The following is a 24577-nucleotide window of genomic DNA, read 5'->3' on the forward strand; positions in this document are numbered from 1 at the left end:
CCGCTTAAGCCAGTTCGAGTAGGCTATCGCCAACCGCTACTGAATCGCCTTCTTTGACTTGAATAGCTACCACCTGCCCTGCGCTGGTAGCGCGGACTTCCGTCTCCATCTTCATAGCTTCTAACACTAAGACGAGGTCACCGGCTGCTACTTGATCACCCGGTTTAACCAGTACCTTAACAATGTTACCAGCTAGCGGAGCGGGTAGCGGCGCGCCCGACGAAGCTTTCATCGGTGCTGACGAAGAATCTGAATGACGAACATTAAGATCTGAAATGCCAGTGATATCACCGCCATCATTAACCGCCACGGTGTAGCTTTCGCCGTTCAGGGTAACCGTGTAAACCTCGTCGCCCTGTTCGTCGGTGACCGCAGGCTCTAAGCCCGGCGCAGGTTCAAACGCACTCGCATCACCGCGATGCTTAAGGAACTTAGCACCAACTTGAGGGAATAAGGCATAGATAAGCGCGTCGTCGACACCCTGATCGCCGTCACGAAGACTAAAGCCTTCATCTTTTGCAAGAGTGTTTACATCACTCACCAGTTGATCTAGTTCTGGCGCCAATAGATCGGCAGGACGTACAGTAACCTCTTCGTCTCCGTTCAGGGCACGCTTCATCAGCTCTGCATCTTTAGCCGCTGGCGTTGCACCGTACTCACCACGGAGTACGCCCTGTGCTTCTTTGGAGAGCACTTTGTAGCGCTCACCCGCAATAACGTTAAGTACTGCTTGGGTGCCAACGATCTGACTTGTTGGGGTTACTAGCGGCAACATACCTAAGTCAGCACGTACCTTCGGGATCTCGGTGAGCACTTCGTCAAACTTATCCGCTGCGCCTTGCTCCTTTAGTTGGCTTTCCATATTCGTGAGCATACCGCCAGGCACCTGGGCCACTAGAATGCGGGCATCAACCCCCCTCAACGACCCTTCAAACTTAGCGTACTTCTTTCGTACCTCACGGAAGTAAGCGGCAATAGAATCTAGCTGCTGGATATCAAGGCCCGTATCCCATTCAGTGCCCTGCAACATCGCTACTACTGACTCAGTAGCACTATGCCCGTAGGTCATAGACATTGATGAGATAGAGGTATCTACGTTATCGATACCCGCTTCAATACACTTAAGAATGGTAGTGGTGGATAAGCCCGTTGTAGCATGAGCATGAAGCTGTAATGGAATATCAACCGCAGACTTAAGCGCCTTAACTAATTCATAACCTTCATAAGGACGCAGTAGGCCAGCCATGTCCTTGATAACAATGGAGTTTGCTCCCATATCCTCAAGACGACGGGCTAAATCCACCCAAGTCTTGGTGTTATGCACCGGGCTTGTGGTGTAGCTTAAGGTACCCTGCGCATGCTTGCCCATCTGGTTAACAGCTTTGAGTGCTGTCTCAAGATTGCGAACATCATTCATTGCATCGAATACGCGGAAGACATCAATACCGTTAATGGCTGCACGCTCAACGAACTTGGTTACCACGTCATCTGCGTAGTGACGGTAACCGAGAATGTTCTGGCCACGGAATAGCATCTGCTGTGGCGTATTAGGCATCGCTTTCTTAAGCTCGCGAATACGATCCCACGGATCTTCGCCTAGAAAACGGATACAGGAATCAAAGGTCGCGCCACCCCAACTTTCAAGGGACCAATAGCCCACTTTATCTAGTTCAGCGGCAATGGGGAGCATATCATCGATACGCATACGCGTTGCGAACAGTGATTGATGGGCATCTCTTAGAACAACGTCAGTAATACCAACGGCTTTTTTAACTGTAGTCATAGTTACCTCTCTACTCTGCGCTCGCGCGGCCCTTGGCCACACGATGCTGGGCAATGGCTTGCTTAATAATCGACAAGGTCTTTGAATTAATCTCGGTTGATGGCGCTGGCTTGCGAGCCACTGGCTCAGCCTCTACTTCCGGTAACCATCGATTGATAAACCACGACATAGCTGTCGTTGCTACCACCAAAACGCTTAAAAAAACGAACACCGACCCCATGCCAAGCATGAGTAGATCAGCGCCCTGTTGAAGAATGTCATTTGATGACATAGCACCCCCTGTTGCTATAACAACTGCCCTAAGCTTTGGTGAATATCCGCTTAAAGTAGTTCTGGCATACCTAAAACTAATACGTAGACGCACGTAGTGAATTAGCCACTAACCGCATTATATGAAGCAGAATTCAAGAAAGATAATTCATTCGCGGAATAGTACCAATTACAAAAACGACACACCCTGCCTAGCTGTAACCCTTGTGACATCTAGTTTCCAGCGAAACCAACCTTGTTAGTTACGAGAAAACAGTGCCTTTGCACTAGCTATACGGCGCTCCTAAATGTCCTTAGAAGACACTTTACAGTGACTGCCAGCAAAACTTGTTTATTACTTTACTCAACACCTTTGCAAACGACATTACGGTTACTTAGCGCGAAGGTTTCAATGACCATAGCCTAGACCGCGCAACCCGAATAACCCCTCATCAAAACCATACAGAGATCTTATGGTGCTTTGACCTAGCGCCAAAATGAGCAAGATTCGCGCTACCCATATATAGAAGCGTCTAACCATTGCAATCCGGCCGCTGACCTATCTAAACAACTAATAAACAAAAAGAGAATATATTGATCGCTCCCCTAGGGTTACTTGCTGGTGTTTCAACCAAGCAATACGGTCAGGACAGCAGCAATCGCGAACCCGCCACGCTGATCATTGGGTTAAAGCCTATAACTCACCCATAAGAGCTATAACTAATCCGCAAAACGAGCTAAATCTCGGTAAATACCTAAGGAAAACAAAAGCACTTTAACCTTCTCAGCCAATTATTGAACAACCCTCACAAACTGCTTAATTTTTGTACGCACTACTGACCACTTAGTCACAAAAAAAATACCATTTATCACCTATTTAATGATTTTGAGTGGAATATTCACTTGCATTCTATTTTCCAAATCCGTAATCTGAGAGAAGTTTTAGTAATCCAAGGTCCGTATCTTGGTTGGATTTCTGTGATGCGAGTCACAATTTCCAGCTCCTTAGGACAGAGAATTTTAAATTATCAGAGCAGTCGCTCTAAGGGGAACGAAATGATTTTACGTAAACTTGCAGCAGCAACAATTGCTTCTTCGGTTTTGGCTTCGGGTGCAGTCGCACAAGTATATGGTGACAGCGCCACATCCGATGTAACTTTAGAAATCTTAGAAAGAGCCCAAGTTACCATTGATGACATTGCGTTCACCGACGGTTCAACGAACGGCGCTACTCAAACAGCGAACCTCTGCGTATGGACCTCCACAACTGATTACGCATTAACTTTCGCTAGCGATTCGAACTGGGAACTACGTCATACCACCCAATACGCCGGAGCCGCTGTCAAAGATAATTACCGCATTACTTACTCACTTAGTCAATCAGACGCAGGGGTCTTAGCTGACTCAACCACTTACAACAAAGCGAATTTTGGTAGCTACGAAAGCAGTGTAGAGTGCCTCGACGGCTCTACAACACCAGACTTCGAAGCGCTTACTGCTACAATTACTGAGCAAACCGCATCCAAAGTTACTGGTAGCTACAGCGACACCATAACAGTTTCGGTATCAGCGATTTAAGCAAGTAGTTAGCAGAAGCAGCTAGCAATTTTCTTAGCGGGCCGCCAGCAATGCTGACGGCTTTTTTTCGAGTTAGCTTCGCTCAAGAAAAGAATATTCGAGCTCGAGACGAAGACATCTTACTATTTGTATAAACATTGGGGAACGTAAACATGAAGTTTCCCACTACCGCCTCGATTTTTGCACTAGCGATTACTGCATCAATCAATTCCTTCGCAGACACTGCGACCGGTGATGTCACCGTTACGCTAGACTTACCTACCACCGCTGAACTCCGGCTTGGGGGAAGTCCCACCTCCACTTCTGCCGCCATTGAATTACTTTGGAACGGAACGGCTACAGGAAACACCACTGATTCGGTTGACGTCTGCATTTTCAGCGGAAGTCTACCCTACACCCTCACGATCACTGGTGACGAGCGGTTAGAATACGATGGCAGCCAAATTGCCTATGACGTATGGTTTGATGACGAAGATGAGAATCAAAACTTCAATGTGAATGGTGGCGTAGTCGCTATCGATGAAGCGGATGAGATTTCAGAGACTTCCAGATGCTCTTTAACACCCGACCAAGTGAGTGACGCACTCGTTTTTCGCGTTAGCAATGCGGCAATAGCCGCCGCACCGAGCGGCATCTATTCGGATACGGTTAACCTTCTCTTATCTGTTGATTATTCACAGCGTAAATTGAGCTAGAAGAGTAAAAACACCTCTATGACGAGGTGTTTTTTTTGCCTCACCTAAAACACAATCACGCCAAAACCTAGACAGCTCAATCCGCTTCATCTGAATACTGAACCTAGCTAATCGAAGTAACTCTGCCAAAAAAGGCAATCAGATCGAAAAAATACGGATCATCGCTGCTAAAAGTAATTTTAGACTACTCACACTGTAAGCTACCCAGTGAGGCGACACCCGCTCTACCTCTATACTCTGGCACAGCCACTGTGCACGAATACTCCCGAGTTTGGAATGTCAGCTCACTCGTCCCCTGCTTCATCTCCGCCTGGAACAAGCCATATTCGTCGGTCACCGAGAAGCCAGGGATACCACCAACTACTGCGTTGGCTACTGGTTCGCCGTTAGGCAAGCTTACCTGACCAAAGACAACGTCAACCATCGCTACATCCCAACTTAAATCCACGACGTTACCCGGGTATAGCGTGACCGAACGGACATCGCCCTGAACATCAGCAAAACCATTACCGCGCGCTCTGAGCTCAATCTCATAGGTCTCGAAGGGGCGCAAGGTAACAACGGTAGCCGTGCCGGCAATCGCATAGGCCACGGGACGCTTATCTACCAATACATCAAACCAGACGCCCTCTAATTGGCCATCCAAATTAATCACCACCGCAGACTGACTTTGCTGTTGCCCACCTACCGCCACATTCTCATCCGTAACAATGAACGAGGTTGAAGCGTTTAGGTTGAAACTATCCGTTTTCTGACCATTTCGATCAATATGCTCCACTTCCGAGCGTATGCGTCCATAGCGGAAGGAATGATCGTAACCGAGGGAAACACCGGAAATATCAGGCCGTGCGAAAGCGTTCGCATTCAAACGCAAATCCGAGATAAATCGGTCACCATCCTGCCAATCGGCATTAAGCTCTAAGCTTGGCTCATCTTCATAATCATCGGTATCGGCAATGTAGTCTTGGCGATAGCCTGGCTCAACGCGGTAACTGAAATTGCCGTCATCAATACGAAGCGTAACCGTAAACAACGCCAACCAATCATCATTTTCTTTACTCAACTCTACTCGCCCGTATAAGTCCGAGCCGAAAAAGTCGTAGGCGGGCGCAGTGTAACGGAAGGTATAGGTCTTCAATTCCTCTTGAGCAAAACGATCATTATATCTTGCCTGCAACGAGAAATAGCCAAAGTCAGTGGAGCGCTGCAGAGAGAGACTTCCCTGTGTTAACGAATTCCCCAGTAAGGAACGGGTGAGATCTGGGTTGATATCATTGTCATAGTGAGCGTTATCAACATACCGAAGGTTAGCGGCCATGGACCAACGATCAACACTAAAGTTGGAGTTTAGATTTACACCGTAGGCGTCATTATCCGAATAGGCGATAGACGTTTGAAGCTCATGGTAGCGACCGATATTAAACAGATCGAACTCAGCCATTGTTTCATCTTTGTGGGCAGCCAAACCGCCGCCAATACCTATAGTGTCAGACAAGCGGGTTGAATAACCTCCCCGAGTAATCCAATCACCGTCAGGTTGACGCAGCACTTCGTCCGCAATCGCCTCCGTTGCCTCCCCTAATTCGAAGTACCATTCAGACTCATCTTTAGGCGGCAAGCGCGAAGACTTAACGTAAAATCGAGTTTCTACGGTAGAACGACCTGATGCGTCAGTAATCTCGATGTCAATATCGTAGCTACCGCCTGGAAGCGCTGTGGTATCAATAATCTGATTACCGGCGTCATAATTCTGCGCTGATACCAAACGGCCGTCTTTGTATATAGCTACACGTGAGCGAGATGATAAGAACACGGTTATCTCGTTACCGGCGGATTGCCGTAAATCGGTACGTGTATCAATACTCGTCCCCATACTGATACCCCTCATGCTGCCGCCATAGCCAAAGCTAAGCAGCGAACTATCAGTATTGAAATAACCCGCACGATAACTAAGCCCTTCATAATCCCGCTGAAGCGCAAACTCATCAATATCTAGGTCATCGTCCGAATAATTCAGATCTGTGACCAAACGATTTTCACGCCAGGCAATTGTATTGGTGCCGGCTAAGGAATATACCGCGGCAGGATCACTCACATCTCCCGACATCGCTAAGTATAGACTCTGCATCATCGACCACTGCGCAGAACTAGGCGGTAAGAACTTTTGAACACCTGCTGAACGAACGGCTAGCTGCTCAGGGCTAACAAATACGTCTACACGAAAGCGTGATTCATCAAAGATCACTGCCGCGACGGTTGGTGTTGGCTGAAGCTCACCACAACCCATGGTCCCGCGGAGCCCGCAGGCGAATACTGAGTTAGGATCTAATGCCCCACTCAAGGACTGCATAACGCGGGCTGGCTCCAGAAGGTCTGGTAGGCGCTCCACAATGAGCTCAGGGTTTTGAAATTCAACTCGGTCAGGCGTATAGATCAACATGTAAGAGCCAATACGCCTGCCACCGAAAAAGACATCAGCGCGCGTGACTTGTGGCTCTAATAATGATTCAAAACCGGGTGGAACCCATGCAGTAACTGCTACTGGTGCATCTTCTAGCGGTTGATTTAGAATTTCTGCGTCATTAAAGCCAAAGCGACGGGAGCGCTCAAGCCAGTTGAAAGCAATGGGAAGTGGTACCTCTGCTGAACGAAGGCAACTTAAGGGCGATTTGCCGCCGATATCAAGATACCAACCATATAGCGCAGCGATACTATCACGCTGTGCTTCAACAACATCTTTTTGAAGCGAGCAAAAGAACTGTACACGGACATTTTGATCACTGAAGTACTCACCACCTGGCGCAGTAGCAACATAGTCATTAGCATTCTGCGCCATAAGACTAACAGCCAGAAAACTGCAGCACGCAAAGATTACGGCGCGATACACAAGCTACTCCCGTACTCAGGTTGAAAATCGTCTTTCGATACGATTCTTATAGTTATTATCCTAATCCCACCGCGTTACCACGTTACGGTACGACTACCCGCGAACGTAGTTAGGCGATAGGAAGCCACAACATCACTACTTTCTAACTCAACTTCCCAGCTATTACCCGCATAAAGACGAGTAGTAGGTAAATTCGAGCAATTCTCGGTAATGCACTGTTGACCGTCAGCTAATAAAACGTAGCTATTACCACGGTTTTCGAATTTAAGAACGTTGCCATCGCGAGTAACTACTAGGTCCTCACGAGGATTCTCTGGAAGGACTAACACGAGTAATTGATAGGCTACCACCACGCGAACTACCGATGCCTCGGTGTCTGCGAGAGGAGGTAGAATTGGCGTAACGTTCACACGGTAGACTTGATCAACCTCTCCCGGTTCCGCCAACGCCACTAAACGTACAGCGCGCTCACCCTGCGGAGGAAGCACAAACTGCTTTGGCGTTGCAAGCAGAGTCATATCGGCCAGATTAGTCACCGCTTCACGGGTTTCTTCGTTGGTACCCGGCTGGAGAACGTCTAGTACCTCTACTTGAACGTACATCTGATCATTACCGCGATTGCTCACCCGAATATCCTGTTGAGGCGCCTGCCCGGCTACGAACTCAACAATAGAGCGATCCACAAACATATTGGCGCTTGCTGCGCTGGAAACGAGTAATGCGAGCAAACCCGATGAAATAACCTTAAGCATTTAGATGTTCCTTTATAATTTTACTGAGTAGCCACAGTCAGTGAAACAGCGCCTGAAAATAAACCGGCTGGAGAAAGAATAAGATCTTCGCTCCTAAACGTTACCGAGAATCGAGCATTTGGGGAACCATTACAATCTATACCAACATTCTCTAACTCATAGGGTGCAGATTCAATACCAGACTCTAGCGGAACATCCACTGGTTGAGCGAGGTCACCGTTAAAACTGAATTCGTAGGGAAGCACAGTATTATCTTCTCCTACAAGTTCAAAAGGCGATCCCTCACCTGCTGCGCCGGACGCGATTAACACATAATCAGCATTCGTATTCCCAACCACGCAAAACTCCTGAGTAAACACCACATCCTGAGTACGATCATTAATATCTAAAACAATATCTGTCACGTCCGTAATTAGAATGTTAGGCAAAATACTGATCTGAATTGTGGTATAAGCCGTTGAAGTTTCGCCCCACTCTCCCTGCTCCGCAGCATAAATGCTCGAAACACTAAACAGAAGTGGTAACAAAAAATAGTTTACATTTAAACGAGGCACAGAATTTCCCTCAACGTATAAAAAAATAGGCAATATGTGAAGTGTGCCACAGAAATGGGCTAATGAGTAGTAGATTGGACAACCAATACCAACCTAGATCCCGCTAATGGTTACCCAGGTATTGGCATCCAATTCATCTACTAGCAAGTCATTAGCTTTGGCAATTGTCGATGCAGCAGAAGCCTCCAAGCTAAACAGCCTACTCAAGAAAGTAGCCTGCTGAGAAGCACCTGCCGACGGAAGCTCATCGCTAAAGGTTAGCATCGCCGCCATCAGCGCGAGCTCCGTTTGCCCATTAGCATCTTGCTCAAGAACTTGAGTCCCTGCCTGAGGAAGAACACCTTCTGTAGAATCATCCTCTACAGTCGCCGCAGCTGAGTTCGCAGACGTTGATAGGGACTGCTTCACCCTTAACTCCTCGCAGGCCGGATAGTCTCGGTATTTGGCTCGCTTGCAAAGCTCAATCCGCATTGCGCTAGCTTCGTCGCCGATAGCCAAGAGGTTAACCGTGATCTGAATGCTTTTAGAGTCTTGCAGGTCCGCTTTTGCACTCATGGCACAAAAAAAGCATGCTACTATGACAACAAATATCCATTTCACGGCACTACCTCCATATAAATTGAGGATAGTTCATTTTTAAGATATAACGAGAGTTCGATTGACCACTTATCTAGATAAAGCCACCGAAAACCATTCAGGAATCAAATTTAGCTTGGCACCAATGGAGGGAGTCGTAGATGCCACGATGCGGCATATATTGACGCGCGTCGCCAACGTAGATCTTTGCGTTACTGAATTCCTCAGAGTGACAACGCAACTCTACCCTCCGAAGGTATTCTTTAAGAACTGCCCGGAGCTACTGAGCGGAAGTCACACCCAGAGCGGCGTACCCGTAGTCCTCCAGCTACTTGGCGGGCAACCAACGCCCATGGCAGACAACGCAGCACGGGCAGTAGAGCTTGGCGCCATAGGCATTGATCTAAACTTTGGCTGCCCAGCCAAGACGGTGAATAACTCGGACGGCGGTGCCGCACTGCTGCAATATACAGATCGGCTTTACAACATCGTTAGCGCGGTTCGCGGTGCTGTACCGGAGCACATACCCGTCACAGCAAAGATGAGACTTGGATTCAATGACAGATCTCAGATGCACGAGAACGCCAGCGCTATACAATCAGGTGGCGCCGAAAAACTCACCGTGCATGGTCGAACGAAAAAAGACGGCTATAAACCACCTGCGGATTGGGAAGCCATCAAAGAGATTGCTGATGGGCTCCGAATCCCCGTAGTGCCAAATGGTGACATCTCAAGTGTTGCTGCCTTTGAAGCCTGCCATGCCATAAACGGCGCATCAGAATATATGCTTGGCCGCGGACTGCTTGCTAACCCAGGGTTAATTAGAGAACTTCGAAGCGATAGTGGCGAATTCAGCTGGGGCGAGCTCCTCCCCTTCATACTTGAATTTCAGTATGCTGAAATGACCATAGGCCTCCGCAAGCACCAGGGCCACCGCCTAAAACAATGGCTGGCCTACCTGAAAACTCACTATGCCGAAGCGGCTACCTTCTTTGAGCAGATTAAACGACTTAAAGATCCTGAACTGCTTGAAGCAGCCCTCTTAGAAGAGATTGGCCGTTATCCCGCCTAACATAAGCACGCTCATAGTCAGTCATCCCTGGCGGTGGCCACACACCCCTATTGAGACTCTCTGGTTATCAGCTCATCCTTAATTGGCTTTTTTTAAAATAACTGTTATTCGTTAGAGATAACGGTATAAAATTATTAGTTGGCCGTTGTAGTACTACTGGTGCAGCTGGGTCAGCGAAATGTTTCAATGGAGAATGGAAAGCAGGTATAAAAGATATAACAGCTCTAGAAACTAAATTCAGTAGAAGATATAGAAGCTAAATTCAGTAGAAGATATAGAAGCTAAAATAGCAGCAGCTGCAGAAGGTGAAATACAAGCAACTAAAACAAGGTCTGATTCATCTTGAAGTGAAAGGCCTGTTGGGCCATCAGAACGCATATTCCAGATACAAAAAAGGCCTACCAAATGGTAAGCCTTTTTTGTTTGATATGGCGCGCTCGGGAGGATTCGAACCTCCGACCGCCTGGTTCGTAGCCAGGTACTCTATCCAGCTGAGCTACGAGCGCGTTGTTCTCAAGTGGGGCGAACTATACGGTTTCAAATGGGTTCCGTCAACACTAAGAATGAAAAAAATCATGAAAAAACAACAACCTATGAGTAACCCCCTACTTGGTGTTCAAGAAACCACCAACAGTTGTTCAATATGCCATCAATTTACTCAATGAAACCTTTGTTCGAACCGAAAAGCTGAGAATAGTAATGAATAGCTAATGATGCAAATATGATGGGAGCTGAATGACTCCAAGTAGGCTAGTACTGAAGATAAAAGCTCTCTCACAGCAATATTTTCAAGCACCAAACAAAAAAGGGCTTACCCGTTAAGGTAAGCCCTTTTTCTTAAGATGGCGCGCTCGGGAGGATTCGAACCTCCGACCGCCTGGTTCGTAGCCAGGTACTCTATCCAGCTGAGCTACGAGCGCGCAATTGCGTTTCATCTTTTAAAATAAAAGATGGCGGAGAGAGAGGGATTCGAACCCTCGATCCAGTTTCCCAGATATACCCTTAGCAGGGGCACGCCTTCAGCCACTCGGCCACCTCTCCAACGCGGAAAGAATAATACCATAACGTTTTTAAAATCAAAGCCCCGAAAGCTAAAAAAATGAAAATATTTAATAAAAACAATGAATTAAGTAGCTTGACAAAACTAAACGACACAAAAAAAGCGGCTAAAGCCGCTTTTTATCATTAAAATCAGTAGCTTAGCCTACTAACTACTCTTTAGATCCACTTAACTCAAAGGCCGAATGCAGCGCACGAACCGCCAACTCCATGTACCTTTCTTCAATGACCACACTGGTTTTGATCTCAGAGGTGGTGATAAGCTCAATATTAATATTGTCATGCGCTAGTGCACTAAACATTTTCGCTGCAACGCCGGCGTGCGAACGCATACCAACACCCACAATTGAAACCTTGGCAATTCTATCATCGGTTTCCACTTGCTTGGCCCCTAAACGCTCTACAACCCCTCCTAATACCTCTAGGGTTCTCGCTAAATCGCCACGAGAGACCGTAAACGTTAAATCCGTTGTATTATCAACGCCTGAGTTTTGTACAATCACATCCACTTCAATATTTGCTTCACTCACGGGCACTAGCACGCGTGCAGCCACACCGGGTTGATCTGGCACACCGCGAACAACCACTTTCGCTTCATCACGAGTGAACGCAATGCCTGAAACTATAGCTCTTTCCATATCTTCCTCTTGATCTAGCGTGATCAGCGTTCCAGGACCATCCTTAAAGGATGATAGGACGCGCAGTGGGACATTGTACTTCCCAGCAAACTCTACTGATCGAATTTGTAGTACCTTTGAACCCTGACTTGCTAACTCCAGCATTTCTTCAAAGGTAATCTTTTCTAGTCGGCGCGCGCCCTCACAAATACGGGGATCGGTGGTGTAAACACCATCTACATCCGTATAGATCTGACATTCATCAGCGCGTAACGCCGCTGCCAAGGCAACTGCGGTAGTGTCCGAACCACCACGGCCAAGCGTTGTGATATTGCCTTTTTCATCAGCACCTTGGAAGCCAGCCACCACGACCACCCTTCCCTGAGAAAGCTCACCATTTATGCGCTCGCAATCAATGTGCTCAATGCGGGCTTTCGAATGCGACTCATCGGTTAGAATACGCACCTGAGAGCCGGTAAAGGAAATAGCCGGCACACCACGCTTATGAAGCGCAATAGAGAGCAAAGCAATCGTGACCTGTTCGCCTGTTGATAGCAGAACATCCATTTCACGTGTTGATGGTCGGTCCGATAGCTCAGTTGCTAAACCGAGAAGACGGTTCGTTTCACCGCTCATTGCTGAGACCACTACCACCACATCATTACCCGCCTGCTGGGTTGCCGCAACGCGGTCAGCTACCGCTTCAATACGTTCAACCGTGCCAACCGAGGTGCCACCATACTTTTGTACCAATAAACTCATTAACTTATATTTCCACTTCTTCGCTCTAAATGAGTCGATCAGTTATTTAGGAAGTCTGTTCCTCAACCCAAGTTGGAATCCCCGCGAGAACCTGTGGGAGCTTCGCGAGTCCGGTACCGCCACCCTGAGCCATGTCAGGTCGACCGCCACCCTTGCCATCTAGCTGAGGGGCTACGAATCTCATTAAGTCACCCGCTTTTAGCTTCGCAGTGAGATCCTTCGTTACACCTGCGACTAAAGCAATTTTGTCACCGTCGTTCGCAGCAAGTAGCAGCACGCCGCTACCTAATTTTTCTTTTAATTTATCACTCAATTCACGCAGAGCATCCGCTGGCGTACCTTCAACATGAATTGCCAATACCTTGATGCCGCCCACTTCCACGGCGCGGTTAACCAGCTCACCACTAGAGGCTGCCGCAAGTTTAGCTTTGGCGCCAGCTAACTCTTTCTCAACTCGCTTGGCACCCTGTAACACTTGATCAAGTTTATCCAACAGGTTCGCCGGCTGTGCTTTGAGCTGGTCTGCTAGCTGCGCCAACAAGGATTCTTGCGCCGCTACGAGGTCATAGGCTGCCTTCCCAGTTACCGCTTCGATACGGCGAACACCCGAAGCGACACCCTGCTCATTAACAATTTTGAACAGCGCAATATCCCCAGTTCGATCAACGTGCGTACCACCACACAACTCAACGGAGAAGTTATCAATACCCATTGACAGTACGCGAACCTCGTCACCGTACTTCTCGCCAAATAACGCCATAGCACCTTCAGCTTTGGCTTCATCCATGGACATTGATTTAGAGCGAACTGGGGTATTGGCACGAATATGCTGATTTACAATGGCCTCTACCTTACGAAGTGTTACTGGCGAAAGCGCTTCATTGTTAGCAAAGTCAAATCGCAGTCGATCTGGGTTGACCATAGAACCTTTCTGCATCACGTGTTCGCCGAGCTCAGCACGAAGGGTGGCGTGTAAAAGGTGAGTAGCGGAGTGATTCAGCGCCGTTGCCCGCCGCTTAATTGAATCCACCTCTGCCGTTAACTCGTCGCCTACCTTAACGCCGCCAGTCTTAACGTGAATATGGTGAAGCTGGTTCGCGGAGGCGAGCGTTGTGTTGTTTACGATCAATTCAGCTGAATCTGAGAACAGGCGACCGGTATCGCCCACCTGCCCACCTGATTCACCGTAAAACGGTGTGACGTCGAGGACGACGATACCGTCGTCACCGTTTGAAAGTGATGCAACTTGTTCGCCATCCTTCAACACCGCAACAACCTTAGCCGTTGAAGCCAATGCGTCGTAACCACAAAATTCGGTTTCACTATCCAATTTAATGGCGTCAGTGTAATCAACCTTAAAGGAACCGGCGGCACGTGCGCGCTCACGCTGGGCGTTCATCGCCTGCTCGTAACCATCAAGATCGAGGCTGAGTCCACGCTCACGAGCCAAATCGTTGGTAAGGTCCGTAGGGAATCCATAGGTATCATATAGCTGGAAGATTACATCGCCGGGAATGACCGTACCCTCAAGCTTATCAAGCGCAGCGTCGAGCACCGAAAGGCCCTTCTCCAACGTGCGCGCAAACTGCTCTTCTTCCGCTTTGAGCGCCGCAGCGATCTTGTCGTGCTGGTCATTTAACTCTGGATAGGCATCGCCCATTTGCTCAGCTAGCGCATCAATTAATGTATAAAAGAACGGCTTAGACTGCCCTAATTGATAACCGTGGCGAACTGCGCGACGAATGATGCGACGTAGCACATAGCCCCTACCTTCATTCGAAGGCATAACGCCATCACAAATTAGGAAGCTACAGGACCGGATGTGATCAGCGATAACACGCAAGGACTTATTCGTCAGATCCTCACAACCGGTTGCCTTAGCTGCCGCCTTGAGCAACCCTTGGAAAATATCAATATCGTAATTATTGTGAACGCCCTGCATTACCGCAGCGATACGCTCAAGCCCCATACCGGTATCGATAGAAGGGTTTGGTAATTCCACTAACTCACCAGACGCCTGACGTTCGTACTGCATGAATACCAAGTTCCAAATTTCAATATAACGATCTAAATCGTCATTTTCGCTTCCTGGCGGACCACCTGGTACATCTTCACCATGGTCATAAAAGATCTCTGAGCTTGGACCACAGGGACCGGTATCACCCATCTGCCAGAAGTTATCTTCATCTAGGCGAGAGAAACGCGACTTATCAATGCCAATCTCGTTAAACCAGATATCTGCCGCTTCGTCATCCGATACGTGGACGGTGACCCAAAGTTTTTCTTCGGGTAGGCGGAGTTCTTTAGTCAGAAAATCCCAAGCGAAACGGATAGCATCTTGTTTGAAGTAGTCGCCGAAGCTGAAATTGCCCAGCATTTCAAAGAAGGTGTGGTGTCGAGCCGTATAACCTACGTTCTCGAGATCGTTGTGTTTGCCACCGGCACGCACACAGCGTTGCGAGCTCGTGGCGCGACGGTAACCACGCTGTTCATCGCCCAAAAAGACATCTTTAAAGGGAACCATCCCGGCATTGGTAAACAACAACGTAGGATCGTTGCCAGGAATAAGCGAGCTGCTTGGCACCACTTGGTGCGATTTAGCTGCGAAGTAATCTAAGAAAGCTTGACGGATATCGGCACTTTTCATTTTGAGAAAAACCACTCTTTTCTATATCAATGGAGTATAGCGACGCACACGCCGCCAAACTATTGCTATTGCTCATAGCAATCATAAATTTTGAGCTTGATTAAAGCCCCTGCTCGCTAAGCGTTTGGCCACCGAGCACGTGTATGTGAAGATGGAAGACGGTTTGCCCACCAGCTGCACCGTTATTAACAATAAAACGACAACCCTCGGCGATACCGAGCTCTCTAGCTTGCTGAGCCGCTACCAACATCAAATGCCCTAACAGGGCTTCATCGCTTGCGGTGGTTTCGGTCAGCATGGTAATTGGCTGTTTTGGAATCACAAGTACGTGTACAGGTGCCTGCGGCGCAATGTCATTGATCACAATGCAATGCTCGTCCTCATAAATTTTTGGTGCGGGAATTTCTCCGCTAATAATCTTGGCGAAAATAGTGGTACTCATTCGGCGCCTGCACTCATTTCACTGGCGTCAATACGACGAGCTTCCGCTTCTAACATAACTGGAATGCCATCGCGAATGGGATAGGCCAACCCTGCAGCTTTCGAAACGAGCTCCGCACGCTCGCGATCGTAAACTAACGAGGTCTTGGTTACTGGGCAAACTAAAATACTCAATAATTTCTCATCAATCATAATATTCTTTCACTCTTCTATTGAACGACTGCCGGTATTCGGCCAGCTCGTTTCCAGTAATAATTGGGTATCTACGCGTTGATTCATCCAGTTCATGCGCCAGTCTAAATGTGGACCTGTCGCGCGCCCTGTGGCACCGATGGCGCCAATTACCTGCCCCTGCTCAATCACGTCACCCACTTCAACACTCACCGCTGAAAGATGTAAGAAGCTGGAGGTGAGATTAGCACCATGGGCTATGATAATCGTCCCGCCTGAATAGAACAAATCGGATTCCGCTAAAACTACCACGCCAGCTATAGGCGCCTTAACCTGGGTCCCCGTTGGGGCGGCGATATCTAAGCCATAATGTGGCCTACCCGGCGTACCATTATAGACTCGTTGACTACCGTATACACCCGATATACGCCCGGGCGCGGGCGAGATGGCTGGAGCGCGCCAGTATTCACCACTAACTGGGGTTAGCTTAGCCGCTGCCACCAGCGCCCCCTCAGCCCGAATTCGTGCCAAATCCTCTGCACTCGGCGTCACCGTTCGCTGAGGAACACCCTCAATTATCGATACGCTATATTCTCGCTCATGGACTTGGATAACCGCGACCGGCTCTTCCTGCGCCGAACTTGTCCGCCAAAGGGTATACTCGCCAACGATATCGCGGCCCACACCAATGACAAACAGACCCTTTTCATCTGCCACGAAGGACTGGTCTAGGAACATTAGCGTATCACCCGGACAGCTCTCTCCAGACAACAGTGCACCCGAAACTGTTTTGCTGCTGATTGTCACCGGCTGGTCACAAGCCCACGTGATGGGAGCCAGAAACGCTGCGACAACTAAGACGAATTTTAACATTGCATTCCTCGTGCTTTACGTAGAGATCGTTGATCAATTACTGATACAATAACACCACTCCAACGGAACCACGAAACGATGTTAAATATTGTACTTTTCGAACCCGAAATACCGCCGAATACCGGCAACATTATTCGCTTAGCCGCCAACACCGGCTGCTATCTGCATTTGGTGGAGCCGCTAGGCTTCGAACTCGATGACAAGCGACTCCGACGAGCAGGATTGGATTACCACGAGTTTAGCGATGTTAAGATTCACGCCAACTGGGATGCCTGTTTGGCAGCGCTAGGGGAAACTCGCCTTTTCATGCTGACAACCAAAGGCTCATCACGACCCGACCAAGCGGGCTTTATCGAAGGCGACACCCTGGTGTTCGGCCCCGAGTCCCGAGGACTCCCCGAAACCGTTAGAAACTCCGTCCCCGCTGCGCAGCGCTTGCGACTTCCTATGATGCCAAATAGTCGCAGTTTAAACCTTTCAAACGCCACCGCTATCATGGTTTATGAAGCATGGCGTCAACTTAATTTCCAAGGAGCCGAGTAATCATGGCTAAAGTACTCGTCGCCGTTGCTAGCGTGACTGGCACCGCCCGTGATATCGCCAACGACCTCATCAACGCTAATGAACACCTTAGCGAAGTAGAAGAACCCGAAATTATCAGCCGTTGGTGTGAAGATGAAGACAGTATTCTTCTGCTGGTCACTTCTACCACCGGCGCGGGCGACATCCCTATTCCATTAAATCGTTTTCATCAATTACTCACCACGGAATTTCCACGTATCGCGGGCAAGCGATTTGCGCTGATCGCCCTCGGCGATAGCAGCTACAGCACCTTTGCTGAAGCCGGTAATGCCCTTGAACTCGCACTTGAGGATATTGGCGCACAAGTTGTTTGTCCAAGGTTGACCTTGGATGCCACCGAGCACTTTGAACCTAATGAGGAAGCAATGAGCTGGTTTAACCAGGAGCTTGCGCAGTATGTCAGCTGATCTAATTGGACTCTTCTACGGTTCAAGTACCTGTTACACCGAAATGACCGCTGAAAAGATCCAGCAAGCCCTCGGGAATCGCGTTGTGCTCCATAACGTAGCCGAGGACGACGTCCAGCAGATGGAAGGCTATCGCTTTCTGATTGTCGGCATACCCACCTGGGACTATGGAGAACTGCAGGAAGACTGGGAAAATGTCTGGGATGAACTTAGTGACTTAGATCTTAGTAACAGCCTAGTCGCCTGCTTTGGCCAAGGCGATCAAATTGGTTATCCGCAGTGGTACCAAGATGCGCTAGGCTATCTTCATGATAAGCTCGCACTCGCAGGCGCTAAGATGGTTGGCTATACCACCACCAGCGGCCATACCTTCGAGGAATCTCAGGGATTAACGGATGACAGCTCTCAATTCTTAGGTCTGGCGCTGGATGACGAAAATCAGTTTGAGCTGAGCGAAGCGCGTTTAAGTAATTGGCTGAAACAGCTTGAGCACGAGTTTTCAAGCTAAGCTTTTAGTCAGCCAACGGGAGTCTAGTGCAAATGGAATGGCGTAATGGAGCTCCATTTAATCCTCAGTTTGACGATGTCTACTTCAACACCGAAGGTGGTATTGAGGAGTCCGATTACGTCTTTATTCAGGGAAACGACCTTCCTCGACGCTTCAGCGCGCTGGAGCGAGGTAGCTTCAACGTTTTAGAAACAGGCTTTGGTACTGGCTTAAACTTCCTAGGATGCGCTCATCAATTTCTAGCGAATAACCAGTGTGCACATCTAAACTTCATTAGTATTGAGGCCTTTCCGCTCACTCGCGATGAACTCGCGGCCGCCCACCAGTCACTTGAACACTATCAGCGCGAAGCTAAATGGCTTCAGCAGGCCTGGCCAAGCGCCTGCGACGATACTCAGACCATGATCATTCACCCGCGCATCACCTTGACGGTCATTTTCATGCCGGTGGAGCAGGCACTTGAACAACTTATCGTCTGTGCTCAGCCCCAAACGCAAGCGTGGGTGCAACCCTGCTTTGATGCCATTATGTTGGACGGCTTTAGTCCCGCAAAGAACCCGGACATGTGGTCCAAAGAGGTTATGCAACAGCTTGCGGTGCTTAGTCACTCCAACACCACGCTTGCTACCTTTAGTTGTGCTCGTATGGTGCGAGACCACCTACAAAGCGCAGGCTTTAGCTTAAGCAAACGCCGTGGTATTAATAGCAAACGTGAAGTACTTGCGGCTAAGGCGGGAGAAAAATTAGCGCAGCCTATTAGCCCCGCTACCACTCGGAGTTCTCAGCACGAAGCGCCCTGGTGGAGCTTTCCCTCACAACCTCTTCCTCAACGTGTCGCCGTTATTGGTGCGGGACTTGCCGGCTGCCAAACTGCAGCGCGCTTAGCGGCCCGCGGCATTGCCGTGAGTCTCTTTGATCGTCATGCCGCGCCGGCGCAAGCCGCTTCGGGAAATCCCCAGGGCGTGCTCTATACCAAGTTTTCGCATCGCAAAGAGCCGCTTAGTGATTTGGCACTGCAGTGCTATCAGTTCGCCCAGCATTACTATCGCCACCAGCTTGACATCAGCGCGCCCTGGAGCGGTGTGCTGCAACTCCCGAAGAACGATAAGGACGCAACGCTGCAGCGCCTTGTGGGTCAGCGATTCATCCAGCAACCGGAATTAGTGCAACTGGTCGATCAAGCAGAAGCCTCTAAATTGTCGGGAATGACTATTCGCTCCAACGCATTGTGGTTTCCCCAGGGCACTTGGATGACGCCACCTGAAGTTTGCCGGCAGCTTATCGCCAATCAGCGCTTGATAACCACCCACTTCAATACCACAGTGGCACAACTCGACTTTTGTTCTGATCGACAACAATGGGCACTGCAGAGCCAGCCAACGCTGGACAGCCCGCACTTCGATCAAGTAGTGCTTTGTACAGCCTACGACGCCCACGCGTTATTAGACCCTCTACTCCCACTAAAAACTCGAACTATTCGCGGACAAATAGACCGAGTTCAAGGGGATATTGTCCGCCAGCTTCGTACTACCCTCACTGGCGAAGGCTATATAGCCGCCGATGGCGACGGTACCGCCACTATCGGCGCGAGTTTCGTGGTAGACGATCTTGACCCAGCGCATCGCCTTGAGGAGTCCGCTCACAACCGCCACCTCGTGGCTCAACTCTCGCCCCAACTGCAAGCTGAGCACGCCAACCTCACTCAACTCGACGCCCGCGTTGCTTTTCGCTGTGCATCAGCGGATTACCTGCCCATTGCAGGGCCTGTGCCGCAATACCGTGAAATGGTTGAAACCTTTGCCCCACTGCGTAAGAATCGACGCATGGATATACGCAACTATGGACACTACCAACCTGGCCTATGGCTTAACATCGCCCACGGTTCAAAGGGCTTAAACAGCACGCCCATGGTAGCGGAAATGATTAGTTCAATGATCTGTAACGCACCCTCGCCGCTGAGTCAGCGTTTGCAACGGGCGATTCATCCCGCCCGCTTCCTGATGCGTGATATTTTTCGCGGAGTGAGTTTATGAAACGGGTTAAGCTAGCACCATTGATGATCGCACTCGTGGCTTTCACCCACTACCAGCTAGTGATAGCACAGGATACTACGCCACCGAACTGGCAGGTGATTGCTGAGTACCCTCACCCCAGCCATGCCTTCACCCAGGGATTAAACTATGTTAACGGGGAACTCGTAGAAACCACCGGTAAGCATGGTTTGTCTCGGGTACTCCGCTATGCGCCAGGTGAACTTCCCAGCGGCTCCGTTGCCACCCTACCAAAACAGTACTTTGGCGAGGGTTCCGTGGTCATTGGCGACCAACTCCTGTGGCTGAGCTGGCAGCGCGGGCAAGCTTTTTGGATAGACCTCAATACCGGCAATCGCCGCAACGCCTTCCGCTACGACCATGAAGGCTGGGGGTTGGCGCTCAGCCCAGACCAATCAGAAATTGTGGTCTCCGATGGCTCGGACTCGCTGCGAATATGGAATCACCAGGGCGAATTACAGCGGACTATTTCGGTTCGCCAAGGCGTGTACAGTTGGCACTATCTGAACGAATTGGAGTGGGTAGGTAACACCATTTTTGCCTTTGTCTGGATGAACGAGAAATTACTCGCCATAAATGCCAACAGCGGTGAAGTAATGCAAAGCTATGACTTAGCAGGCCTGAGAGATATCCAGGGCGAACAACAGCGTATTACACGCCATCACACCCTCAACGGTATCGCCTTCGATCCGGAGGATGGCCACTTCTTTGTTACTGGGAAGAACTGGTCAACCCTATACAAGTTGAAGCTTGAGGGCTGGGAATGAAGCAATGGTGTCAACGGTGCCAGGGCTTTCGCTGTATCTGCCAACTCGCCACTCAGGCTGACTCAGCGTTGCAATGGCAAATATTACAGCACCCCACTGAGGCTAAGCACGCCAAGAACACGGGTCGCTTGTTGGCCACTAGTCTTGGGGTACGGCCAGTTATTGGCGAAGACTTTAGCGATCACTCTGCGTTGCAGAGTTTAGTTCACGACGGGACTCCCCAGGCCCTACTCTTCGTTCAGCACCCACTGGTTAATAACCCCATCGTTGACAATACAACGCACGCACTCAATTCGCTGCAGCGCATATGGGTCATTGACGCTACCTGGCGCAAAGCGCTCAAGATGCTTTTGAATAGCTCGTTACTCCAACAACTTCCTATTCTCACCGTTAATAGCACCACAAAGTGGTCCGTTAGATCAGCTCCTAGCGAACAACACTTAGCCACCATTGAGGCTGCAGCGGCTGCGTGCCAACTACTAGGCGAACCAGAAACTGGCGCAACACTGACGCGAAATTTTCATAATTGGCAGGAAGAATTATCCCGTTTCCGCCCTGATTGAGCGTATCTTTTGCGCTGAAGCTTAACTACAATATGTGTTACATCTAAATCATTCCAATAGGCATCTATGAACCATCATCCAGCGTTTGAACTTGTTCGCGAACAGCACCTTGATTCGCTAAACATCACCGTCCAAGAGTTTACCCATCTTAGTACTGGGGCTCAGCATATTCACATCCAAGCAGATAGTGATGAGAATGTGTTTTTGGTCGCGCTGAGAACGGTCCCCACAGACTCCACGGGTGTTGCCCATATCCTCGAACATACCGCATTATGCGGGAGTGAAAAGTACCCGGTCCGTGACCCGTTTTTTATGATGATTCGTCGTTCACTGAACACCTTCATGAACGCCTTCACCTCATCAGACTGGACCGCTTACCCCTTCGCCAGTACCAACACCAAGGACTTTAATAACCTCCTTGATGTCTATCTCGACGCCGTCTTCTTCTCGCGTCTAGACGAACTTGATTTTCTCCAGGAAGGCCACCGATTAGAATTCGAAAAATGGGATGACCCAAGCTCACCGCTACAATTCAAAGGGGTGGTGTATAATGAGATGAAAGGCGCTATGAGCTCAGTCCCTTCACAGCTTTGGCAGTCTCTCTGTAAGCACCTCCATCCCAGCAACACCTATCATTTCAACAGCGGCGGTGACCCGGTAGAAATCCCCGACTTAAGTTACCAGCAGCTCAAACAGTTCTACCGCACTCACTATCACCCAAGTAATGCCATCTTTATGACCTTTGGCTCACTTCCTGTCAGTGAGCTTCAGCAGCGCTTCGAAGATCAGGCGCTATGTCGTTTCGATCGTCTTGATGAGACTATCAAGGTCGACAGTGAAAAACCCTTCACAGCACCATTAACCGTTAACGATGTCTACACCGCTGAAAATGATGAAGATAAGAGTCATGTGGTGGTTGCGTGGTTATTAGGCGAGTCCACTGATCCCGTGGAAGCACTGCGTGCTCAGCTCATGGCAAGTTTACTTTATGAGAATAGTGCTAGCCCGTTGCAGCAACTCTTAGAGACCTCAGCGCTTGGTAAGTCGCCCTCACCGCTCAACGGTATTGAGGACAGCCAGAAACAGATTATCTTTGTCGCCGGCATGGAAGGCTGTGAGGCAACGGATCGGGATGCCATTGAAAGCGAAATTCTCGCCACAATTCAGCAGGCCATCAGCGAAGGTTTTGCCCCCGAGCGTATTAACGCCTGTATCGATCAACTCGAACTCCAACAACGTGAAGTGGGCGGAGACGGCTACCCCTACGGACTCCAACTTATCCTGACCTCGCTTGGCAGCGCTACCCATCGTGGCGATCCCGTTGCGGTATTAGATTTGGACCGCTCGCTCAATCAGCTTCGCGAAGACCTTAAGGATCCCAACTTTGTTGGCGAGACCTTGCAACGACTCTTCATTGACAATACGCATCGATTAACGCTTTGCGTTGAACCAGATACCAAGTTGGCCGAAGCGCAAAATGCCGCCGAGCAAACGCGTCTCGATGAGATTGCCGCCGCGTTAAGCGAGCAAGAGGTTACGGCAATTGTGGAACAGTCACAACGCCTTCAAGACCGCCAGAACGCTGAAGATGATCCCGGCACGCTTCCTAAGGTTGGCATCGCCGACGTACCCGCTAGCATCCATGAGCCTGCGCGCCTTGAATATCAAGGTAAGAGCGTCACCGCCTATGAATACGAAGCCGGCACCAATGGCCTTGTCTATCTTCAGGCTATTATTGCGCTGCCCGAGCTCACCGAATCGGAACGTCAGATATTACCCTTCCTCTGTAACATCCTTTCCGAACTTGGCTTAGGTAACGATGACTATCTGCATGTACAGAACCTGCATACCGCTTGCAGCGGTGGCCTTCATGCCTTCACTAGCATTCGCAATAACGCCTTTGACGAACAGGCTTCATCCGCCTACCTCGTCCTCTCTGGAAAAGGGCTTCGTCGCTACGTTAACGAGCTCACTACACTAATGCAGCGTACCCTCACTGAGGTTCGTTTTGACGAACACGAGCGAGTTCGCGATCTGATGTCACAAACGCGCTCGCGCAAGGAATCAAGCGTTGCTGGCAATGGCCATGCCTATGCTATGGGCGCGGCGTCGGCGACAGCAAATGGTCTAGCGGCCATGCAATTCGCCACCTCGGGACTAGCAGGAATCAAAGCGACAAAGCTGCTCGACGAGCGCTTAGCCGATGCCGCTGAATTGGCGTTATTCTGCCAAGAGCTTCAACACCTCTACCAAAAACTCACCGCGGTCACACCAGTGGTTGCAGTGGTGGGCGAACAGCAATACTTAGCGGCGTACCGCGAGGCGCTCGCTAACTTCCAGATTGCCAGCGAACAACAACACGCTAGCGAGTGGTCGTTACCGAAAGTCAGAACCGTGAATTCCAGCTTCTGGGCCGTCAACGCGCAGGTGAATTTCTGTGCCCTGGCCTTCCCAACCGTCACTTCTGCACACCAAGACGCTGCGGCCTTAACGGTACTTGGCGGCGTGCTGCGAAATGGCTTCCTGCATCGCGCACTGCGTGAACAAGGCGGCGCGTATGGCGGTGGAGCAAACCAAGATAATGCGAACGCGGTATTTAAATTCTTCAGCTATCGGGACCCACGCACCCAAGAAACACTGGACGACTTCTATGCCTCCATTGAATGGCTGATTGATACGGAACTTAGCTTCGATAAAGTCGAAGAGTCAATCCTGGGGGTTATTAGCTCGCTCGACAAACCAGCGTCGCCCGCGGGCGAAGCCAAACAGGCGCTATCACAGTATTTACATGGTCGTTCACCGGAGCATCGCGAAGCGTTTCGAACGAATGTGCTCAATGTGACCGCCGCGGAGCTTAAGCGCGTTGCAACGAAGTACCTAAAGGACACGAAACCGTCAGTAGCTATTGTTGGACCAAAATCCAGCTACGAAGGTTTCGAAGACACTCTGGAATTCTTCAGCTTATAATCATTAGCGCTTTGCG

At 49.5% G+C, this 24577-nt stretch carries 21 protein-coding genes and 3 tRNA genes; 10 read left to right on the forward strand and 14 right to left on the reverse strand.

The genetic code is table 11. From position 1 onward, the window contains the following. Nucleotides 1-4 precede the first annotated feature (4 nt). Together oadA and DFR27_RS05805 are read right to left on the reverse strand one after the other, a co-directional pair. Nucleotides 5-1783 (reverse strand): sodium-extruding oxaloacetate decarboxylase subunit alpha, encoded by a 1779-nt coding sequence (gene oadA, locus DFR27_RS05800; RefSeq protein ID WP_121876502.1) that lies wholly within the window; start codon nt 1781-1783, stop codon nt 5-7. A gap of 10 nt (nt 1784-1793) precedes the next feature. Then, nucleotides 1794-2054, reverse strand: a complete 261-nt coding sequence (locus tag DFR27_RS05805) for an OadG family protein (RefSeq protein WP_121876503.1) — start codon at nt 2052-2054, stop codon at nt 1794-1796. 1034 nt (nt 2055-3088) lie between these two features. Here DFR27_RS05805 and DFR27_RS05810 point away from each other — a divergent pair. Together DFR27_RS05810 and DFR27_RS05815 are read left to right on the forward strand one after the other, a co-directional pair. Then, nucleotides 3089-3610 carry a hypothetical protein gene (locus DFR27_RS05810; protein ID WP_121876504.1) on the forward strand — a complete coding sequence of 174 codons (522 nt, stop codon included), beginning with the start codon at nt 3089-3091 and terminating at the stop codon, nt 3608-3610. Between the two features lie 152 nt (nt 3611-3762). Then, nucleotides 3763-4305 (forward strand): hypothetical protein, encoded by a 543-nt coding sequence (locus DFR27_RS05815; RefSeq protein ID WP_121876505.1) that lies wholly within the window; start codon nt 3763-3765, stop codon nt 4303-4305. 184 nt (nt 4306-4489) lie between these two features. Here the strand turns inward: DFR27_RS05815 and DFR27_RS05820 are convergent, their stop codons facing one another. The 4 genes from DFR27_RS05820 to DFR27_RS05835 form a co-directional block, all read right to left on the reverse strand. Continuing rightward, nucleotides 4490-7192 (reverse strand): TcfC E-set like domain-containing protein, encoded by a 2703-nt coding sequence (locus DFR27_RS05820; protein ID WP_121876506.1) that lies wholly within the window; start codon nt 7190-7192, stop codon nt 4490-4492. 74 nt (nt 7193-7266) lie between these two features. Next, nucleotides 7267-7944: a fimbrial biogenesis chaperone gene (locus DFR27_RS05825; RefSeq protein ID WP_121876507.1), complete on the reverse strand. Its 678-nt coding sequence runs from the start codon at nt 7942-7944 to the stop codon at nt 7267-7269. Between the two features lie 20 nt (nt 7945-7964). Continuing rightward, entirely contained in the window at nt 7965-8498 is a 534-nt protein-coding gene (locus DFR27_RS05830; RefSeq protein ID WP_121876508.1) for a hypothetical protein, read from the reverse strand. A gap of 93 nt (nt 8499-8591) precedes the next feature. Next, nucleotides 8592-9098: a hypothetical protein gene (locus DFR27_RS05835; RefSeq protein ID WP_147434523.1), complete on the reverse strand. Its 507-nt coding sequence runs from the start codon at nt 9096-9098 to the stop codon at nt 8592-8594. Nucleotides 9099-9156: 58 nt separating this feature from the next. Between DFR27_RS05835 and DFR27_RS05840 the strand changes: the two genes are divergently transcribed. Then, nucleotides 9157-10146, forward strand: coding sequence for a tRNA-dihydrouridine synthase (locus tag DFR27_RS05840; RefSeq protein ID WP_245962611.1), 990 nt, complete (start codon nt 9157-9159; stop codon nt 10144-10146). A gap of 429 nt (nt 10147-10575) precedes the next feature. Here DFR27_RS05840 and DFR27_RS05845 read toward each other — a convergent pair. The 8 genes from DFR27_RS05845 to DFR27_RS05880 all read right to left on the reverse strand — a co-directional run bounded on the left by DFR27_RS05845 (nt 10576) and on the right by DFR27_RS05880 (nt 16716). Continuing rightward, nucleotides 10576-10652, reverse strand: a tRNA-Arg gene (locus DFR27_RS05845). A 337-nt stretch (nt 10653-10989) separates the two neighbouring features. Then, nucleotides 10990-11066 (reverse strand) — tRNA-Arg (locus DFR27_RS05850). Nucleotides 11067-11097: 31 nt separating this feature from the next. Beyond that, nucleotides 11098-11187 (reverse strand) — tRNA-Ser (locus DFR27_RS05855). 170 nt (nt 11188-11357) lie between these two features. Continuing rightward, nucleotides 11358-12584 carry an aspartate kinase gene (locus DFR27_RS05860; protein ID WP_121876510.1) on the reverse strand — a complete coding sequence of 409 codons (1227 nt, stop codon included), beginning with the start codon at nt 12582-12584 and terminating at the stop codon, nt 11358-11360. 46 nt (nt 12585-12630) lie between these two features. After that, nucleotides 12631-15231 carry an alanine--tRNA ligase gene (gene alaS, locus DFR27_RS05865; protein ID WP_121876511.1) on the reverse strand — a complete coding sequence of 867 codons (2601 nt, stop codon included), beginning with the start codon at nt 15229-15231 and terminating at the stop codon, nt 12631-12633. A 100-nt stretch (nt 15232-15331) separates the two neighbouring features. Then, the gene (locus DFR27_RS05870; protein WP_121876512.1) at nt 15332-15673 is read right to left on the reverse strand and encodes a histidine triad nucleotide-binding protein; all 342 of its coding nucleotides are present in this window, start codon (nt 15671-15673) and stop codon (nt 15332-15334) included. Then, nucleotides 15670-15864, reverse strand: coding sequence for a Trm112 family protein (locus tag DFR27_RS05875; RefSeq protein ID WP_121876513.1), 195 nt, complete (start codon nt 15862-15864; stop codon nt 15670-15672). Before DFR27_RS05875 ends, DFR27_RS05870 begins: the two co-directional genes overlap by 4 nt. Nucleotides 15865-15873: 9 nt before the next feature. After that, nucleotides 15874-16716 carry a M23 family metallopeptidase gene (locus DFR27_RS05880; RefSeq protein WP_121876514.1) on the reverse strand — a complete coding sequence of 281 codons (843 nt, stop codon included), beginning with the start codon at nt 16714-16716 and terminating at the stop codon, nt 15874-15876. A gap of 78 nt (nt 16717-16794) precedes the next feature. Between DFR27_RS05880 and trmL the strand changes: the two genes are divergently transcribed. The 7 genes from trmL (at nt 16795) to DFR27_RS05915 (ending at nt 24561) form a co-directional block, all read left to right on the forward strand. Further along, nucleotides 16795-17259 (forward strand): tRNA (uridine(34)/cytosine(34)/5-carboxymethylaminomethyluridine(34)-2'-O)-methyltransferase TrmL, encoded by a 465-nt coding sequence (gene trmL, locus DFR27_RS05885; RefSeq protein ID WP_121876515.1) that lies wholly within the window; start codon nt 16795-16797, stop codon nt 17257-17259. Nucleotides 17260-17261: 2 nt separating this feature from the next. Next, nucleotides 17262-17705 (forward strand): flavodoxin domain-containing protein, encoded by a 444-nt coding sequence (locus DFR27_RS05890; protein ID WP_121876516.1) that lies wholly within the window; start codon nt 17262-17264, stop codon nt 17703-17705. Then, on the forward strand, nt 17695-18213 hold the full coding sequence (fldB, locus tag DFR27_RS05895) for a flavodoxin FldB (protein WP_121876517.1): 519 nt from the start codon (nt 17695-17697) through the stop codon (nt 18211-18213). The genes DFR27_RS05890 and fldB overlap by 11 nt, the downstream gene beginning before the upstream one ends. A 32-nt stretch (nt 18214-18245) precedes the next feature. Next, nucleotides 18246-20246 (forward strand): bifunctional tRNA (5-methylaminomethyl-2-thiouridine)(34)-methyltransferase MnmC2/FAD-dependent 5-carboxymethylaminomethyl-2-thiouridine(34) oxidoreductase MnmC1, encoded by a 2001-nt coding sequence (gene mnmC / locus DFR27_RS05900; protein WP_121876518.1) that lies wholly within the window; start codon nt 18246-18248, stop codon nt 20244-20246. After that, a complete protein-coding gene (locus tag DFR27_RS05905) occupies nt 20243-21031 on the forward strand; it encodes a glutaminyl-peptide cyclotransferase (RefSeq protein ID WP_121876519.1) in 789 nt (262 codons plus the stop codon). Before mnmC ends, DFR27_RS05905 begins: the two co-directional genes overlap by 4 nt. After that, nucleotides 21028-21594: a DTW domain-containing protein gene (locus tag DFR27_RS05910; protein ID WP_121876520.1), complete on the forward strand. Its 567-nt coding sequence runs from the start codon at nt 21028-21030 to the stop codon at nt 21592-21594. The genes DFR27_RS05905 and DFR27_RS05910 overlap by 4 nt, the downstream gene beginning before the upstream one ends. A gap of 66 nt (nt 21595-21660) precedes the next feature. Beyond that, nucleotides 21661-24561 carry an insulinase family protein gene (locus tag DFR27_RS05915; RefSeq protein WP_121876521.1) on the forward strand — a complete coding sequence of 967 codons (2901 nt, stop codon included), beginning with the start codon at nt 21661-21663 and terminating at the stop codon, nt 24559-24561. Nucleotides 24562-24577 lie beyond the last annotated feature (16 nt).

The sequence above is a fragment of the Umboniibacter marinipuniceus genome (genome assembly GCF_003688415.1).
Taxonomy (GTDB): domain Bacteria; phylum Pseudomonadota; class Gammaproteobacteria; order Pseudomonadales; family DSM-25080; genus Umboniibacter; species Umboniibacter marinipuniceus.

Coding starts and splice junctions, on each gene's coding strand:
- oadA (WP_121876502.1), bottom strand. CDS start 1,783: ATGACTACAGTTAAAAAAGCCGTTGGTATTACTGACGTTGTTCTAAGA.
- DFR27_RS05805 (WP_121876503.1), bottom strand. CDS start 2,054: ATGTCATCAAATGACATTCTTCAACAGGGCGCTGATCTACTCATGCTT.
- DFR27_RS05810 (WP_121876504.1), top strand. CDS start 3,089: ATGATTTTACGTAAACTTGCAGCAGCAACAATTGCTTCTTCGGTTTTG.
- DFR27_RS05815 (WP_121876505.1), top strand. CDS start 3,763: ATGAAGTTTCCCACTACCGCCTCGATTTTTGCACTAGCGATTACTGCA.
- DFR27_RS05825 (WP_121876507.1), bottom strand. CDS start 7,944: ATGCTTAAGGTTATTTCATCGGGTTTGCTCGCATTACTCGTTTCCAGC.
- DFR27_RS05860 (WP_121876510.1), bottom strand. CDS start 12,584: ATGAGTTTATTGGTACAAAAGTATGGTGGCACCTCGGTTGGCACGGTT.
- alaS (WP_121876511.1), bottom strand. CDS start 15,231: ATGAAAAGTGCCGATATCCGTCAAGCTTTCTTAGATTACTTCGCAGCT.
- DFR27_RS05870 (WP_121876512.1), bottom strand. CDS start 15,673: ATGAGTACCACTATTTTCGCCAAGATTATTAGCGGAGAAATTCCCGCA.
- DFR27_RS05875 (WP_121876513.1), bottom strand. CDS start 15,864: ATGATTGATGAGAAATTATTGAGTATTTTAGTTTGCCCAGTAACCAAG.
- DFR27_RS05880 (WP_121876514.1), bottom strand. CDS start 16,716: ATGTTAAAATTCGTCTTAGTTGTCGCAGCGTTTCTGGCTCCCATCACG.
- trmL (WP_121876515.1), top strand. CDS start 16,795: ATGTTAAATATTGTACTTTTCGAACCCGAAATACCGCCGAATACCGGC.
- DFR27_RS05890 (WP_121876516.1), top strand. CDS start 17,262: ATGGCTAAAGTACTCGTCGCCGTTGCTAGCGTGACTGGCACCGCCCGT.
- fldB (WP_121876517.1), top strand. CDS start 17,695: ATGTCAGCTGATCTAATTGGACTCTTCTACGGTTCAAGTACCTGTTAC.
- mnmC (WP_121876518.1), top strand. CDS start 18,246: ATGGAATGGCGTAATGGAGCTCCATTTAATCCTCAGTTTGACGATGTC.
- DFR27_RS05905 (WP_121876519.1), top strand. CDS start 20,243: ATGAAACGGGTTAAGCTAGCACCATTGATGATCGCACTCGTGGCTTTC.
- DFR27_RS05910 (WP_121876520.1), top strand. CDS start 21,028: ATGAAGCAATGGTGTCAACGGTGCCAGGGCTTTCGCTGTATCTGCCAA.
- DFR27_RS05915 (WP_121876521.1), top strand. CDS start 21,661: ATGAACCATCATCCAGCGTTTGAACTTGTTCGCGAACAGCACCTTGAT.